The 17,604-nt window shown below is 40.5% G+C and carries 15 protein-coding genes; 3 read left to right on the forward strand and 12 right to left on the reverse strand.

Annotated elements, in window-relative coordinates; translation table 11 throughout:
- Positions 1-274: 274 nt before the first annotated feature.
- From CWC30_RS01040 to CWC30_RS01070, 7 genes are all read right to left on the reverse strand, one after another.
- On the reverse strand, positions 275-487 hold the full coding sequence (locus tag CWC30_RS01040; protein ID WP_013463659.1) for an EF-hand domain-containing protein: 213 nt from the start codon (positions 485-487) through the stop codon (positions 275-277).
- Positions 488-557: 70 nt separating this feature from the next.
- Positions 558-770, reverse strand: a complete 213-nt coding sequence (locus CWC30_RS01045) for an EF-hand domain-containing protein (protein ID WP_036980745.1) — start codon at positions 768-770, stop codon at positions 558-560.
- Positions 771-1,283: 513 nt separating this feature from the next.
- Positions 1,284-1,946: a flagellar brake domain-containing protein gene (locus CWC30_RS01050; protein WP_036980743.1), complete on the reverse strand. Its 663-nt coding sequence runs from the start codon at positions 1,944-1,946 to the stop codon at positions 1,284-1,286.
- A gap of 24 nt (positions 1,947-1,970) precedes the next feature.
- Positions 1,971-3,422, reverse strand: coding sequence for a TrkH family potassium uptake protein (locus tag CWC30_RS01055; protein WP_069438500.1), 1,452 nt, complete (start codon positions 3,420-3,422; stop codon positions 1,971-1,973).
- A 94-nt stretch (positions 3,423-3,516) separates the two neighbouring features.
- On the reverse strand, positions 3,517-4,131 hold the full coding sequence (locus tag CWC30_RS01060) for a YigZ family protein (RefSeq protein WP_138626191.1): 615 nt from the start codon (positions 4,129-4,131) through the stop codon (positions 3,517-3,519).
- 98 nt (positions 4,132-4,229) lie between these two features.
- The gene (gene pepQ / locus CWC30_RS01065) at positions 4,230-5,552 is read right to left on the reverse strand and encodes a Xaa-Pro dipeptidase (RefSeq protein WP_138626192.1); all 1,323 of its coding nucleotides are present in this window, start codon (positions 5,550-5,552) and stop codon (positions 4,230-4,232) included.
- A 117-nt stretch (positions 5,553-5,669) separates the two neighbouring features.
- Entirely contained in the window at positions 5,670-7,556 is a 1,887-nt protein-coding gene (locus tag CWC30_RS01070; protein ID WP_138626193.1) for a lytic transglycosylase domain-containing protein, read from the reverse strand.
- Between the two features lie 302 nt (positions 7,557-7,858).
- Here CWC30_RS01070 and fadB point away from each other — a divergent pair, with 302 nt between their 5' ends.
- From fadB to tusA, 3 genes are all read left to right on the forward strand, one after another.
- Complete coding sequence (gene fadB, locus CWC30_RS01075) at positions 7,859-10,018, forward strand: fatty acid oxidation complex subunit alpha FadB (protein WP_138626194.1); 2,160 nt, start codon at positions 7,859-7,861, stop codon at positions 10,016-10,018.
- 4 nt (positions 10,019-10,022) lie between these two features.
- Positions 10,023-11,192, forward strand: coding sequence for an acetyl-CoA C-acyltransferase FadA (gene fadA / locus CWC30_RS01080; protein ID WP_138626195.1), 1,170 nt, complete (start codon positions 10,023-10,025; stop codon positions 11,190-11,192).
- A gap of 293 nt (positions 11,193-11,485) precedes the next feature.
- The gene (tusA, locus tag CWC30_RS01085) at positions 11,486-11,725 is read left to right on the forward strand and encodes a sulfurtransferase TusA (protein ID WP_138626196.1); all 240 of its coding nucleotides are present in this window, start codon (positions 11,486-11,488) and stop codon (positions 11,723-11,725) included.
- Here the strand turns inward: tusA and CWC30_RS01090 are convergent, their stop codons facing one another.
- From CWC30_RS01090 to glyQ, 5 genes are all read right to left on the reverse strand, one after another.
- Positions 11,726-12,475 (reverse strand): HNH endonuclease, encoded by a 750-nt coding sequence (locus CWC30_RS01090; RefSeq protein WP_138626197.1) that lies wholly within the window; start codon positions 12,473-12,475, stop codon positions 11,726-11,728. It abuts the gene before it with no gap.
- The gene (locus CWC30_RS01095; protein ID WP_138626198.1) at positions 12,472-13,830 is read right to left on the reverse strand and encodes an AAA family ATPase; all 1,359 of its coding nucleotides are present in this window, start codon (positions 13,828-13,830) and stop codon (positions 12,472-12,474) included. The genes CWC30_RS01090 and CWC30_RS01095 overlap by 4 nt, the downstream gene beginning before the upstream one ends.
- Positions 13,831-13,961: 131 nt before the next feature.
- Positions 13,962-14,414, reverse strand: coding sequence for an early set domain-containing protein (locus CWC30_RS01100; RefSeq protein ID WP_024601485.1), 453 nt, complete (start codon positions 14,412-14,414; stop codon positions 13,962-13,964).
- A 79-nt stretch (positions 14,415-14,493) separates the two neighbouring features.
- Positions 14,494-16,563, reverse strand: a complete 2,070-nt coding sequence (gene glyS, locus CWC30_RS01105; RefSeq protein ID WP_138626199.1) for a glycine--tRNA ligase subunit beta — start codon at positions 16,561-16,563, stop codon at positions 14,494-14,496.
- Between the two features lie 2 nt (positions 16,564-16,565).
- Entirely contained in the window at positions 16,566-17,468 is a 903-nt protein-coding gene (gene glyQ / locus CWC30_RS01110; RefSeq protein WP_138626200.1) for a glycine--tRNA ligase subunit alpha, read from the reverse strand.
- Positions 17,469-17,604: the final 136 nt, after the last annotated feature.

Here is a 17,604-nt window from a genome sequence, read left to right on the forward strand (position 1 = left end):
AGGCCTGCCCCGACCCTTCGCTGAGGCTACTCCCGCCGGTACCGTCAGTATCTAGTGTGTCAAAGTCGCTCGCTGAAAAGGCAGCTGATGAAGAAGCAAGAGCGATAAGTGCAAATGTTTTGTGTAATGTTTTCATAATTTAATCCTTCAAAATGTAATGCAATGGTCTATCAAAAAATTGTGTCTGGCTATCACAGTCCTTGTTATTCTCTTTCATAGGCTTCCTTGCCTATTTAGGTTGTCTTTGGCAACTCAGAATATACTTAGACTTGTCTTATGCTTTCGAAAATTCTTCTTTTGATAGCTCACCGTTTTGGTCAGTATCAAGCTCTGAGAACATGCTCATTAATTTTGCATCAACCGATGCTTCGCTTTGGCTAATAGCGCCGTTACCGTCAGTATCTAGTGTGTCAAAGTCGCTCGCTGCAAAGGCAGCTGATGAAGAAGCAAGAGCGATAAGTGCAAATGTTTTGTGTAATGTTTTCATAATGAGTATTCCTTAAAATCGTTTAAATTATGGGGGAGCTTTTAACTCCCAAAACTTTAATAGCTTAGGGTTATGCTTTAGAGAACTCTTCTTTTGATAGCTCACCGTTTTGGTCTGTATCAAGCTCTGAAAACATGCTCATTAGTTTTGCATCAACTGATGCTTCGCTTTGACTGATCGCGCCGTTGCCGTCAACGTCTAGCTTATCAAAGTCGCTTGCTGCAAAAGCAGCTGATGAAGAAGCCAATGCGATAAGTGCTAAAGTTTTATTAATGCTTTTCATAATCTATCTTCCTTCAAAGTTTATGTTTTATGCGATTAAGTGTTTTACTTTAAATCACGTTTCGTTCTATACAGCCTGACTATTACAACTTCGATGCCAATAATATAAAAACTATAATTTTCAATAAATTAACCTGCAACTAGCTGAAAATGGCGCTATTTAACTCGTTATTTTGTTGCTTTTTAGCAACAGTAGATGAGGCAATAAAATTAAAACAATAAAAATCAAAGAGTTGAGTTTAAGGAAAGCCCCACACAGTCGATGAGCAATCGCTAAAAAAGAGGATTAAATAAACAAAAAGGAAGGTGAGTTAAGTTTAATTTTGTTATAAACAAAAAATTAGAATAAAAAAACATATTTAACTAATTGTTTTTAATAAATTTATAAAATAAATTTGAAATAGATTTTAAAAATAACAACAACACATGGCTATTTGTTGCAAAAGAGCGAAAATGTTAGAGCTTGTTGATATTTTAGAATTGTAAAATGTTCAGCGTCGAAAGATAACAGGCCTTATACAATTTCAAATTCAAGTGCACTAGGGTCAATGAAGTGATCTCCCATCAGGGTTTTCATTTGCTCTTCACTGGCAAATAATCGAATTCCGCAATATATACCTTTAGCATGTTTTTTCACGCTGCATATTTGCCCTTCGTGCTTTGTATCTTCATCAAAGACTACAATACAACGCATATCTTTAATGTCGTCAATTTCTTGGGTTGTTTTAATATCAAACATAACACCCGTTAACGAAATATCTTTTATAACACCTTCAAAGGAGGGGCGATCATCCGATAATTTTAACTTGGCAGGAAACAGCGTCGGTATACGCGCTTGCGAGCGCAGCTCAAATAACTGTACTTGTGATGGATAGTCGATAAACAATAACTTAGCCGGGTGAGATGCTACAGACATAAGCTGCTGACGAAACGCTAGTACATGCCCACCACTGCCCTCTATAAGCGCTCTTACCACCACCATCACACCATCGCGTAAATAATCACTTGCCATGGGGAGCCGTTTTGCATTGGGGTAATTTAGAATAATAAACTTTTTTTCTAATAAGCCTATAAACTCTGTTTTTACGCGTCGGCTACTGGTTGGTGTCAGTATTTCTAAATCGACCATGCCACCTGTGACGATTTGGCTTAACTTTTCCAAATTGGTTTTTTGCATAGTTCTTTCCTAATATTTAAAACGTTATCCACGCCAAAATGTTGGGGTAAATAGCACTAATAGTGTAAATATCTCTAAACGACCAAATACCATTGCCACGGTTAATATCCATTTTGCAGTATCGGTAATAGCGCCATAATGAGAAGCAACATCACCTAAACCAGGCCCAAGGTTATTTAAACACGCTGCCGTTGCTGAGAATGCCGTTATATTGTCTAACCCGGTGCCCATTAACGCTAACATAATAATAATAAAGACTAATGCATAAGCCGAGAAAAAACCCCATACTGCTTCAACTACTTTATCTGGTAGCGCCTTTCGTCCTAACTTTATAGAGTATATAGCTCGAGGATGCACTAAGCGGTTTAGCTCTCGCACCCCTTGTAGATAAAGTAAAAACACGCGCACTACTTTCATACCGCCGCCAGTTGAACCAGCACAGCCACCAATAAAACTAGAGAATATTAATAAAATAGGTAAAAACAAAGGCCAAGCAGAAAAGTTATCTGTGGCAAATCCTGCGGTGCTGCTCATAGATACAGCTTGAAACAATGCCTGATCGAGGGTTTCATCGCCATTGGCATAAACATCGTGAGATGAAAGTACCGTGAAACAAATCACCACCAGCGCGAGCTGAATACATAGAAACACTTTGAATTCAGGGTCACGAATGTAGACACTAATATTACGACTCGCTACAGCAGCATAATGCAGTGAAAAGTTAATGGCCGCGATAATTAAAAAGAACACACAAATAAAGTTAATTACTGGGCTATCAAAATGCCCCATTGAAGCGTCATAAGTAGAAAAACCACCAATAGCCACCGTAGAAAAAGCATGGCAAATTGCATCAAACCAACTCATTCCAGCGCTCCAATACGCCAAAGTACATGCAAGGGTAATAGACACATAAATATACCAAAGGTGTTTAGCAGTGTCGGCTATACGCGGGGTCATTTTGGAATCTTTTACGGGACCTGGAATCTCAGCCCGATACAACTGCATACCACCTACGCCAAGCATTGGCAGGATTGCTACCGCTAATACAATGATCCCCATACCACCAAACCACTGTAATTGTTGGCGATAAAACAATATCGATTTAGGCAGATACTCTATGCCTGTCAGTACGGTAGCTCCTGTAGTGGTTAAGCCAGAAAAGGCTTCAAACACGGCATCGGCTAAAGAGAGATTGGGTTCTTGTAAAAATACCAGCGGTAAGGAGGCAAACGTACCGAGTACCAGCCAAAATAAAACCACGATTAAAAAGCCTTCGCGGGCTTTTAAATCGCCATGCTCATGCCTATTTGGGTAATAAGCCATTAAGCCAATAACAACACTGAATATAAAGGCTAAAACAAACGGCACCCCTCCACCATCTTTATAAATTAAAGACACTAGCGCTGGTGGCACCATAGTAATACTGAATAGCGCAACCAATTGGCCAAGAATTTTTATGATGGTACGAAATTGCATTGAGCGTATCGCTTTTTTATTAGTAAATTAAAATAACTACTGTATGACTCGAAAATTTAATGTTTAACCATTAAATGGGATGAATGTAAGACTATTACTCTTTGATTGTTAACTCAACTGCGCCGTGGCTTAAATCAAAAATATCTTTGATGGCTTGCTGCGCTTGGCGACTATCAATGGTAATAGTCCACTCAATATTTGCAGTAAACTGCTTTTCAATATTAAGTACCTGAAAGTTCGTTTTTAAATGTTGCTCTATCGCCCCTTGCATACTGTATTCACTAAAGCCCACCAGCTCAGCACTCGGCACTTTCACCACGGTTTGTAGTTTTGCTAAGGCATTATTGAGTGAACCACCATAAGCACGCACCAGCCCACCCGTACCGAGCTTTATACCTCCAAAGTAACGTGTTACCACAGCGGTCACTTCACCTAAGCCTGAGCCCACTAGCACATTGAGCATGGGTTTACCGGCGGTGCCATTGGGCTCCCCGTCATCAGAAAAACCATAAACATGGCTGCCCCCTGGGTTACCTGCAACATGTGCCCAGCAATTGTGGCGTGCATCGCTGTATTTTTCTTCAATATTTTTAATAAAGGCTTTCGCAGCATTTAGATCGGGCGTGTGACCTATGTGAACGATAAAGGTACTTTTTTTAATTTCTTCTTGATGAAATACAGTTTCGGCTGGGTATTTATATTCAGACATAGCACTTACTTAGGCTTTAATTAAAAAAGTGGGGCCAAAAGGCCCCTTTGTATCCGTTTATTTTAGCGCGTATTGGCTAACTCGTCTTTAATAAGGATTTAGTCGAGTAATAAATTACGCGTCATATTTTCTAGGCTATCTTCGTGAACAATAATATTGTCCTCGATACGAATACCGCCAAAAGATTTAAACGCTTCGACCTTTTCCCAGTTAATAAACTGCTTATTATCTGTTTGTGCTAAATCACCCAATAAAGAGTCAATAAAGTACAAACCTGGCTCAATAGTAAACACTTGGTTTTTCTCAATTAAGCGAGTGCAGCGTAAAAATGGATGGCCTTCTGGTGGCGCTTGATGTGCCCCTGTTTCATCACGCATAAAACCACCCACATCGTGAACCTGTGCACCCAAATGATGCCCTAAGCCATGCGGGAAGAAAGTTGAGGTAATTTGACGCTCAACAATTTCCGCTGCCGGTAGTTTAACAATATTAAAATCACTTAATAGCTGAGCAATACGGTTATGACAATCAATATGCAGATCGCCATACAGTAAACCTGGCTTTAAGCTTTTTCCTAACTCAATTTGATGCGCTGTCATAGCGTTAACTAAGTCAGCAAACTCACCCTGCTTTTTAAAGTCGTAGGTACGGGTAATATCTGCAGCGTAACCATTAAAGTTAGCGCCCGCATCAATTAAAAATGAATTATGCGTTTGTGGTGCTTTTGGCTCAAAATAAGTGTAGTGCAAAATAGCGCAGTTTTCGTTAAGGGCCACAATATTACCATATGGCATTTCGTTTTCACTTTGACGCGTTGCCATTAAGTAGGCTTGCTGAATATCAAACTCACTACCACCATTAAAAAACGCATCACGCGCTGCTTTATGGCCATCAACCGCAATGCGATTAGCATTACGCAAACACTCAAGCTCATATTGCGTTTTATAAGCACGGTGGTAATGAATATAGTTAAGTACTGGCTCAGGGTTCATAATACTAAAGCCAAGTGCTTGTGCTACTTCGAGGTATTCACCAATGTAGGCAAATTTAGCTTTATCGTAAGGTAGTAGCTTTTCAACCTGATCAGGTTGTAATAATAATTCAATATCGAAGTATTCTGCCCAAAAATTTCTTGGCTCATCAGGTACTTTATGCCAAAAATCAATTGGGCGATAAAAAATAAGTTTTGGCTTATCGCTACCATTTACCACAATCCAGCAATGTGGATTATCAATAACCGGTAGCCACGCTTTAAAATGAGGGTTAACTTTAAACGGGTAATACATATCATCTAAAAATTGGCGCTTAGCTTGGCCTGAATGAATGACTAATCCTTCTAACCCTTCTTGCTCACAAATAGTACGTGTACGCTGTTGCAATGTTGCAATATGTTCGGCGTATAAAACGGCTAATTTTTCCATAATAAACCCATCTGTTAAATTTAACTTGCTTTGAGTCTACCACTTATACACAAAGCGCTCAAAAAAGAGGGATACTTACTGTGTAAATATCCCTCTGTGGTTGTAGATTTATTTTTACTATCCGCCCATCGTCATTTCTAATATGGGGGCTAGAAGGTTTCCCTCCCGACCAAGGCGAGTATGATAAACCTGCCGATAAGCAAATACATTTTTTACATAATCTCGGGTTTCTCTGTAAGGAATAAGCTCAACCCATAGCTCAGCCGGCATTGCCTCTTCAGGTATCCAGCGTTTAATACGATGGTACCCAGCGTTATAAGATGCTGTAGCTAGCACCTCATTGCCGTGGTTTTTCTTTTTTAAATACTGTAAATAACGAGTCCCAAGACGAATGTTGGTTTTTGGTTGATACAAGCGACGATTAGAAACCGTGCCTTTATTAATATACTTTGCCGTACTTGGTAATAGCTGCATTAACCCGCGTGCATTTGCATGAGAGCGCGCATCAGGTGCAAATGAGCTTTCGCGACGTGCAATGGCAATACTCCAAGTTAGGTCAATTTTGCTTCGCTTGCTGTAACGCTCAAACATTTCTTGAAATGCAAAAGGGAAACGCAAATCCACATAATCCCATGCTTTTATTTTTGCTAGGGTGAATATGGTACTATCAAACCAATCCAGCTCGGCTGCAAGTACCGACGCAGCTAATTTTTCATCATCAGCTGAGGTATCAGTTAAATAATTCCACTCACGTCGAGCGGCAGTAAAGCGCTCTAATTCATACAGGGCTTTGGCACGCTTAAAGCCCGGTGCGTTACTCACTCTTGTTACTAAAGCTTGATTTACATTAACGGGCAACTCATTTAAGTCAACCGGTATCCCCAAACGCGCAGCGGCTAAAAAACCGTAATAATCACGGTTAGCGGCCACTTTAGTCCAAATTGCCTTGGCTTTTTCATGATCTGCGCGTTTGTCATAACTATAAGCAAGCCAATACTGTTGCCCTAAGCTAAGATTTTCTTTACCTGTAAAAAATGCCGCAATTCCCTCCCAATCTTGGGTTTTGAGTAGATTAGCTAACTGCCATTGCATTAATTTACGATCTTGGCGCTCTTTAGGTACTTTATTTAAATAGAAGCTCGCTTGGCTATTGCCGCTCGACGCCAATGAAAGCGCAAAGGTATAATATACATCCGCTTTTTCATCATCAGTGTAATCAAATAACCCCTCAATTTTTTGCCACGCCTTTAATGCCAACTCTTTATCACGCCAAATTAAACGCTTAATACCATAAAGCGCTATTTCACCCTCTTTCACTGTTTTGCGCTTATAACGGTATAACCCCGCCGCTGCACTTGGGTCACGTCTTACTTTTGAGTATAAATCGGCTAAGTAGCGCTCATTGGCTGGCAACAATGTTTTTAAATAAGGCAGTAAACGATAAGACCCACCTTGTGCCGCTAAAGTGACCCGTTGCCAAACAACATCGGGCGTTAAATAACCATCTTGACGCCAGCGTTTAAAAAGGCCATCGCATTCACTGGGCTGCGACTCACCCACTGTCCATAAGTCGGTTACCTGATTGAGTATTGCTTTTTTAGGCGCACCAAGATCAAGCTGAAAAGTAAGGTGGGTACAAGTAAGCTCACTGTCAGAGGTTTCACGATAGTTTTTAATAAACGCTGCTTTTTGATTTCTGCGTTTTAAATAGTTTAACCATGCTTTACGCACTGGCCACTCTAATGGCGTATGTTCATAAATAGTGAGAAAATTTTCTATCTCTGTTTGGTGGGCTAAGCTGGGGTAACGTTCCCAATATGCTTTTTCAACATACGGTTTAAGCGGATGAGACAATGAATCTACCGCTTCTTTAAAATTTTGATAATTGCCATAGCGCGCCTGTTTTTCAGCGTCTAAAAATGCATCAATATCAGTTTTCGCATTGGCAGAGGTAAAAGAAAGAAATAGAGTCGCTGCCGCTACGCTTAATAAGTATTTTTTCATAATGTCCTTTAGGGCATGTAACCTTTAAGGCTGGCGAAGTGTGGCGAAGAGCAAGTAAACAACAGCACATACACAGCTGTACTATTTATTCTAATAAAACCCAAGCTATGAACACTAAGACAGCGCAATAAAATGAATAAAGAAAACTTTCAAACCCACCTTAGCACCAAACCAGCTATATTTTAACCAGACGTTTGTAACCAAGATAAATTTTTCGTTGCATTTTTAATTTAAAGCAAGCACACTGGTCTGAATATGAACTCATCGTACCAGTCTTAGTTCATCAACTAGGGAGAATAATAATGTTATATAAAAGCGATTCCTTTGAAGTTAGCTTCGTGAAGGAAAACATCGCCGAGTTTAAGTTTTGTGCTACAGGTTCTGTAAACACATTATCTCAAAAAACTCTTTCAGATTGCGCGGCAGCATTAAAAGAATTAGCCGCTAACACTGATATTAAAGGCATGATTTTTACCAGTGATAAAGACCACTTTATTATTGGTGCCGATATCTTCGAATTTTTACCTACTTTTACTAAGCCTGAAGCAGAATTAGTAACGTGGATCAAAGATGCAACTGACGTTTTTGATGCAATTGAAGACTTACCATTCCCAACACTCAGCGCTGTAAATGGCTTGGCGCTTGGCGGCGGCTGTGAGTGGGCACTTGCTACCGATTATCGTGTTGCAAGTGACTCAGCAAAAATCGGTTTACCAGAAGTTAAATTAGGCATAATGCCTGGGTTTGGCGGTACAGTGCGTCTTCCGCGCATTATTGGTGCCGATAACGCGATGATGTGGATCACCACAGGTAACGAAAATCGCGCAGCTGATGCCCTTAAAGTAGGTGCATTTGACGCAGTAGTTAGTGCAAACAAACTACAAGAGTCAGGCATAGCAACATTAGAGTTGGCGATTGCTGGCAAGCTAGATTGGCAAGCAAAACGCGCTATAAAATTACAACCGCTTAAATTAAACCGTGTTGAGCAAGGCATGAGCTTTGCAATGGCAGAAGGTATGGTTATGGGTAAAACCAAAGGCCACTATCCTGCTCCAGTTATGGCCGTTCGCACTATTAAAGCGGCAGCAAACTGCTCACGCGCCGAAGCAATGGCAATTGAAAATGCCAACTTTGCAAAGCTTGCTCGTACCAACGAAGCAGCTGCGCAAACAGGTATCTTTTTAGCGGATCAATACATTAAAGGTAAAGCACGTAAATTTGCTAAGCACAGCGATGTAGAAATTAAACAAGCTGCTGTTTTAGGCGCAGGTATTATGGGCGGCGGTATTGCATACCAATCTGCTTATAAAGGTACACCAATCATAATGAAAGACATCCAACAGGATGCACTTGATTTAGGTATGGGTGAAGCGTCTAAGCTATTAGGTGCAAAAGTTAAGCGCGGCCATATGCCGATGGAAAAAATGCTAGCAACGCTTAGCAAAATCAAACCAACGCTTAACGATGCAGATCTACAAAACGCCAACATTATTGTTGAAGCGGTAGTAGAGAACCCTAAAGTGAAGCAAGCCGTACTTGCTGATCTTGAAAAGAATATGCCAGAAGGCACTGTGCTCACGTCAAATACATCAACTATTTGTATTGACCTACTTGCAGAAGCACTTGAAAAACCAGAAAACTTCTGTGGTATGCACTTTTTCAACCCAGTACCAAAAATGCCATTAGTAGAAATTATCCGTGGTGCAAAAACCTCAGACAAAACTATTAATGCCGTGGTTGATTACGCACTTAAACTAGGTAAATCGCCGATTGTTGTTAACGATTGCCCAGGCTTTTTTGTAAACCGTGTTTTATTCCCTTACTTTGCAGGCTTTAGCAAATTAGTGGTTGAAGGCGCTAACTTTGCAAAAGTAGATAAAATCATGGAAAACGTATTTGGCTGGCCTATGGGTCCGGCTTACCTACTTGATGTTGTCGGTATTGATACGGCTTTCCATTGTACTGGCGTAATGGCAGACGGCTTCCCTGAACGTATGGCACGTGCAGAGAAAGATCCAGTGACTGTTTTTGCTAACGAAAAACGTTTTGGCCAAAAGAACAAAGCAGGTTTTTACAAGTACGAAACAGACCGTCGTGGTCGTCTTAAAAAATCGCATGACCAAACAGCGATTGAACTACTTGCACCAATTACAGACGCACCAAAAGAATTTGATAAACAAGAAATCATTGACCGTTGTATGATCCCAATGCTCAACGAAGTGCTACTTTGTTTACAAGAAGGCATTGTTGCTTCTCCTCAAGAAGCTGATATGGCACTTGTATACGGTGTTGGTTTCCCTCCATTTAGAGGCGGCGCGTTCCGTTACTTAGATCAAACAGGTTTAGCTAACTTTGTTGCAGCAGCAGACAAATACGCTCACCTAGGTGCGATTTACCAAGTATCAGAGCAAACTCGCAAGTGGGCTGAAGAAGGCCGTGTTTTCTATAAGGTGGAAGGTTAATATCATGAATAATCCAGTAATTGTAGATTGTATCCGCACACCAATGGGTCGCTCAAAAGGCGGCGTATTTAAAAACAAACGTGCGGAAGACTTAAGCGCTCATTTAATGAAAGGCTTATTAGAACGTAATCCAGCAGTTGACCCTGCGTCAATTGACGATATTTATTGGGGTTGTGTACAGCAAACATTAGAGCAAGGCTTTAACGTTGCACGTAACGCATCTCTACTTGCAGGCATTCCACATTCAGTGCCAGCAACCACAGTAAACCGTTTATGTGGCTCATCAATGCAAGCATTGCATGACGCTGCTCGCGCTATTATGACTGGCGCTGGCGATACTTACCTAATTGGTGGTGTTGAGCACATGGGGCACGTACCTATGACTCACGGTAATGACTTTCACCCAGGCTTAGCAACATCAATTGCACAAGCGTCTGGCTCTATGGGTTTAACCGCTGAATACTTAGCAACACTTCACGGTATTAGCCGCGAGCAACAAGATGAGTTTGCTTACCGCTCGCATCAACGCGCTCACGCTGCGACTGTTGAAGGCCGTTTCCGCCGCGAAATTTTAGCAATGGAAGGTCACGATGCTGACGGTTCACTTATCCTAGTTGAAGATGACGAAGTAATTCGCCCTGAAACAACCGTTGAAGGCTTATCTCAACTTCGCCCAGTGTTCAACCCTGCTACGGGTTCTGTTACAGCGGGTACGTCTTCAGCACTTTCTGATGGCGCATCAGCTATGTTAGTGATGAGCGAAGAAAAAGCAAAAGAACTTGGCTTACCAATTCGTGCATATATTCGCGCGATGGCCGTTGCCGGTTGCGATCCATCAATCATGGGTTACGGCCCAGTACCAGCAAGTAAAAAAGCATTGGCACAAGCTGGCATCACTATTGATGACATCGATGTTGCTGAACTTAACGAAGCATTCGCAGCACAATCACTCCCCGTACTTAAAGACTTAGGTTTAGCGGATGTGGTTGACGAAAAAGTGAATTTAAATGGCGGCGCTATCGCACTGGGTCACCCTCTGGGTTGTTCGGGTTCACGTATTAGCACCTCACTTATTCACTTAATGGAAGACAAAAACGCAAAATACGGTTTAGCAACTATGTGTATTGGTTTAGGCCAAGGCATTGCCACTGTATTTGAACGTGTTCAAGACTAATTAGTGTTGAATATGTAAAACCAGCTTGGTGATTAAAAAGGCGAACTAGCGCAAGTTAGTTCGCCTTTTTTATTTGCCAAATTTTAAAGCGCTATACTAACGCAATTTAGATTTGTGTTGTTGTGATCGGGTTTATAATTTAGCGTTGATATAAATAAACTGAAGTTTAAACTGATCCAGATCTAAGTAAAATAGTTAATATATACTTAAAATTACGCTAAACTTTGGCGCAACAAAAAATCTGACTACTCGTAAAGTCACAGATTTGAAAACTATTTACAGGCATACGTACTATGAATTTTGATAATCCCGATCACCAATTAGATGCCATTGGCCTTCGCTGCCCCGAGCCAGTAATGATGGTACGTGCTGCTATTCGTAAAATGAACGACGGTGAAACACTGTTAATAACCGCTGATGATCCATCAACCACCCGTGACATCCCCAGCTTTTGTGTATTTATGGATCACACGCTGGTGGCTAAAGATGCCAATGAAGCACCATATAGGTATGTAGTGAAGAAAGGGTTGTAGCTAAATTTTACCGCCTGATTCAAGATTATCTCCATTTGGATGTTGTGAAACACTTGCACCAAACTCATCAAAACATCCACTATCTTTAGTTCCTTTTACCGACTCTATAAATAATTTTTTTATATTTATCTCTTCTTCAAAAACCTTCATCCAAATACTGAAGAAACCATTTGATAGCATTTCTCGAACAATAGTTCTTTGTAGGGCTTGTTTGTCAACACAGTTTTGAAAGTCTTCATATGCATTTAGCGCTATCATCCATACATTTAGCCTTTGAACCCTGCGATCCTTAGCAACACCACTCAAATCAGAGTTAATACTATTATTTAGACCTAATAGATTAATTGTATTTATTGCAAGTTGCTTATCATGCTCGTTTAATCCATCTTTTGGTTCGATAGTTCCATCTTGCTTATATTGAATAGCTCTAAAGGTATTATCTCTATCGGGAAGAAAAATAGATCTTAAATCGACCTCTTTAGCTCCTTTAGTGGAATTACAATTCACACAGGCTAGTAAGAAATTACTCCACTCTTTTTGTAATTCGGGCTTTGCAAAATCACCGCTTTTAGGCTCAATATGTTCAACAGCTAAATTAGTCTGAATACATCTTTCACAATAGCTGCAGTACTGACCAATTTTAATGCCATTCCACTCGCCGATCCCCACCCTATCTAAAAGGTAGTCAAAAGCGTCTTCATACCTATTAAATGCAGCAACAGGTGTTGCACCCTTTTTTACTGGTCTCATAATTCAAAACCAGTTCTAGCTGTATATTTACGTTCTAGAAAAGCTTGATAAGCTGGGTTATCAGAGTAAGGTTTAATTAACTCAGCTAATTGAGTTTGATATTTTTGATGAAATTCTGATGGTGAAAGCCGATCATTATCTAACGTTTCTAAAAAGCTATGCGCGACCTCTTTTAGTAACTCATATTGAACAGAGACATCAGGTCGCTTTACTCCCATATTTTTCGCAATCTCTTCAATCCCTTTATTCGAATACTCAGTCAAAGGTTCACCATCCAACATTATTAGTTCATCGCTTGATCTGAGTGATTGAATTAGAAATGGGGAGTGTGTTGTACAAATAAATTGAATTTTAGGGAATACAGTTCTCAAATCTTCAATTACACGTCTTTGCCATTTTGGGTGGAGGTGTAAATCAAGCTCATCAATTAGTACAACTCCTTCTGTTTTTTCGCAGACTCTTTCTTCCAAATGAGGGTTCAATATTGCAGCCCTTCTAGCTATGTCACAAAAAAGCCCTAATATTGTTCTCTGTCCGTCACTCAAGTGTTCAAATGGTGTAGAGCTTCCATCCTCAAACCTAACCATTACCCTTGATTCATCAAAATCAAATCCAAATCCCACACAACTTTCTAAAGCTTTTTTGGCAGCATATTCGATTGCCGTTTTCATTGGTGACTTTATTTTCTTTTGTAATTCTGCTAATTCAAGCTTCAGTAACCAAACAGCAATAGATTTATCATCTGCTCCAGTATGAAAACAATCTAAATAAGGTTCAAACCTTGAATATTGCTTCTTTGCAGAATCTTCAATATCTATTTTATCTTTAGATATCCACAGACGATCACACTCATAAAAAGCAATTAAAGGTAAATCAAAATTGGTTCCCTTTTCGATGTAGTTGAGTACATCACTTCCAAGTGTTGAAAGGTTTAATGAATACTCTTTCCCATTGTAGGTCTTAGTACCGCTATTTTGATACTGAATAGTCCCGCTTATATACGTCTCACTATTTCCCTCAAAGCGAATTCGTGTCCACTTTACTTTTCCATAAGTAAAAGTATTAAACCTATTAATAATAGGAAACTCACCAAATGCTTCAATTCTTGTAGTCTGTGCCTTATCAAAACGTCCATTATTTTCGATCTCCCTAACCTCATCAAATTTAATTGGTCTCAGGTTATCATTACTCTTAATGTAGGCATGAGCCCAGCCGGCTAGAGATATTGCTACAGCTTTAAGAAGAGAGCTTTTACCGCAACCATTCACACCAACAATCAAATTAAACTCTGAGTTCAATGTGAATTTTGAGTCGGAAAACAATTTAAAGTTTTGAATGAAAATGCTGCTTAACATGGTGTTCGCTCTGTACTAAATACAACAGTAATATGAAAGGACTATAGCATAAGAATATACAAACTCTGTAATTTAGAAGTTGATTAAGCCCACTATAAATTTACTTTAGGGCTCAATAATCTTTAAAATATTCACTTCTTCGTAATCGTTACTTGCGGCTCATCGTAGTCACTAAAATCAATGCTGACTATATACGACCCTTTGATTGCGGGTGTGTAGCTAAAGTAATTATAAATGGTATTACAGTCGGCGCGTGTTGATTGGCCGAGTGTTAGGCTTTGCCCTGATGGCTGTGAATCGCTGTAGCCACAGTTAAAACCTTCACTAAAATCTGCATCCGCTATTTTAAATTCGTACACTTTGCCTGGGGTCGAAAACCTAACTTGGGCTTGGTAAAGCGCAGGCCCAACTTGTTTAAATTGATATTGAGGTTCGGCATCCCATAATGTGAAGTCCCCTCTTAAATAAATACTGCGATCCAATTCTTGCTGCGGCAACACGTCGTTAATTGAAATTTGGCTGGTACAAGCACTCAATAAGCCCACTAAGGCTAACGTGAAAATGCGTTTCATTGGGAGCTTCATGGTGAATCCTCTATTAACTAATATAAATAAAACACTAAAAAGCCAGCATAATGCTGGCTTTTTTAATAGCTGTTAGCTGTTATTTTTGTAATACAGAAATATCTGCAATTTCTAAAAATAATCCACTTAACTGACTTAAAAGCGCAAGGCGGTTTTGCTTAACCGCTTCATCGTCGGCCATTACCATGACATTGTCAAAAAAGTTATCAACACTGTCACGAATGCCAGCTAATTGGCTTAATGCCTCTTGGTAGTTTCCGTCGCTGTATAGTGGCGCTAAGTCGGTAGCAAATTTTGCAACTTGAGAAGCCAGTACTTTTTCTGCGTCGTCACTTAGTAAGCTCTGATCGACATTGCCTTGGCTTGTAATGTCATTCTTAGCCAGAATATTACTTACACGCTTATTAGCGGCTGCAAGCGATTCTGCGGCGTCTAACGTACGAAAATGGCTCACGGCTTTAACTCGGCGGTCAAAATCAACAGGCTTCGTTGGACGACGCGCAAGTACCGCTTGAATCACATCTACTTCAATGCCTTCATCTTGATACCAAGCACGGAAACGCCCTAGCATAAATTCGAATACATCGGTTGATACATTTAGGTTAGTCAGCTTTTCACCAAACAAGGTTTGTGATTTAGCAACTAGGTCTAAAATATCAAGTGGTAGCTGCTTTTCTACCATGATACGTAATGCACCAATGGCCGCACGACGAAGTGCAAATGGGTCTTTATCACCTTTTGGTGCTTGGCCTATACCAAAAATACCCACCAGCGTGTCAAACTTATCTGCAATAGCCACTGCACAGCTGATCAAACTCGTTGGTAAGTTATCGCCGGCAAAGCGTGGCATGTACTGCTCGTTTTGCGCAACAGCGACATCTTCAGCTTCACCGTCATGACGTGCGTAATGCATTCCCATTACACCTTGTACGTCGGTAAATTCCATCACCATTTCGGTCATTAAATCGGTTTTACTTAATAAGCCAGCACGCGCTGCTAGTGCTTTATCTGCACCTAGTTGCTCTGCAATGTAACCGGCAAGTTCACTGATACGCTGTGACTTATCTTTAAGTGTGCCCAACTGCTTTTGGAATAAAACGCTGTCTAGCGACTCAAGTCGGCTTTCAAGTGTTTTCTTTTTATCTGTTTCAAAGAAGAACTGCGCATCAGCTAAACGCGGGCGCACTACTTTTTCGTTACCAGAAATAACCACACTTGGATCTTTACTTTCGATGTTAGAAACAAACAAAAACTTATTTAAAAGTTTGCCGTTTTGACCTAATAACGGAAAGTATTTTTGATCGTCTTTCATGGTGTAAATAAGCGCTTCGGCTGGCACATCTAAAAATGCTTCTTCAAATGTAGCTGTTAGCGTTACTGGCCATTCAACCAATGAAGTAACTTCTTCAAGTAAATCTTCATCCATAGCAACTACGGCATTAACTGCTTTTGCTGCGTCTTCTATTTGCGTACGAATTTGTGCTTTACGCTGTTCGTAGTCAGCTATCACGTAAGCTGATTTAAGTACGTCAAACACATCATCAGCATGGTTAATGCTAATTTTTTCTGGATGATGAAAACGATGGCCTTGCAGTTGATTGCTCACTTGCTTACCCAGTATCTCACCTTCTATTAGCTCACTACCCAGTAAAATAGTGACTGTATGCACAGGGCGAATAAATTGTGTTTTATTCGCGCCCCAACGCATTGGTTTAGGAATAGGTAATTTAGCAAGCGCTTTACTAATTGCATCAGCCATTAGTAATTTGGTTTCTTGCCCTGCTACTTTAGCAATATGTAATAACCACGCGCCTTTATCGGTTTCGAGTGTTTGCGCATCTTTTACTTCAATTCCACAACCACGAGCCCAACCCATGGCTGCTTTGGTTGGGTTGCCCTCAGCGTCAAATGCCGCTTTAGTTGCAGGGCCGCGTTTTTCAACTTCTTTGTCTTTTTGTTTAGCGTCTAGCGCTTTTATTTGTAAACCTAAACGACGAGGCGATGCATACCAGCTCACACCTTGGTGAGCAAGTTCTAAGCTTTCAAGTTCTGCTGTTAAGTTTGCAGCAAAGGCTTCGGCTAATTTTCGAAGTGATTTTGGTGGCAATTCTTCGGTGCCAATTTCTACTAATAAATTTTCTGCTGACATGCTTACTTATCCTTACACAGCGGGAAACCAAGCACTTCACGTGCATCGTAATAACTTTGTGCACACGCTTTTGATAATGCACGAACGCGTAAAATGTAACGTTGACGCTCGGTCACCGAAATAGCATGACGTGCGTCTAATAAGTTAAATGCGTGCGATGCTTTCATTACTTGCTCGTAGGCAGGTAATGGTAAGTTTGCTTCAATTAACTTTTGGCTTTCTGCTTCGCACTTATCGAACTGTGCAAATAAGTCTTCTACGTTTGCATGTTCAAAATTATAAGTAGACTGCTCTACTTCGTTTTGATGGAATACATCACCGTAGGTTACGCGCCCTAATGGACCGTCTGCCCATACTAAGTCGTAAATGCTATCTACGCCTTGAATATACATTGCTAAACGCTCTAGGCCGTAGGTAATTTCACCTGTGACCGGTGAGCATTCTAAGCCGCCCACCTGCTGGAAGTAGGTAAACTGGGTTACCTCCATGCCGTTTAACCAAATTTCCCAGCCCAGTCCCCATGCACCCAACGTTGGTGATTCCCAGTTATCTTCTACAAAGCGCACTTCGTGAGTGAGGGTATCAATACCCATCGCCGCTAAAGAGCCTAAATAAAGCTCTTGGATATTATCTGGAGATGGCTTTAACACCACTTGGAATTGGTAGTAATGTTGTAAGCGGTTTGGATTCTCACCGTAACGACCATCGGTAGGTCGACGACACGGTTGAACGTAAGCGCTCGACATAGGCTCTGGGCCAATTGATTTTAAAAATGTTTGCGGGTGAAATGTCCCTGCGCCCACTTCCATGTCAAGTGGTTGAATAATGACACAGCCTTGCTGTGCCCAATAATCCTGTAAAGCCAGGATCAAACCTTGAAAGGTTTTAACGTCATATTTTTGCATATTTTGGCTTTTTACTATCTGAGAAGTAGCGTGAAAATTACCCTCAGTATACCTTGTGCACACTCAGGTTTTAAGCAGTTTGTGCGTTTGAAAAAATAAAAAAGGAGCCTAAGGCTCCTTTTTTGTGATTACGATA

Origin of the sequence: Pseudoalteromonas sp. S4741 (assembly GCF_005886135.1) — a bacterium.
GTDB lineage: Bacteria > Pseudomonadota > Gammaproteobacteria > Enterobacterales > Alteromonadaceae > Pseudoalteromonas > Pseudoalteromonas tetraodonis.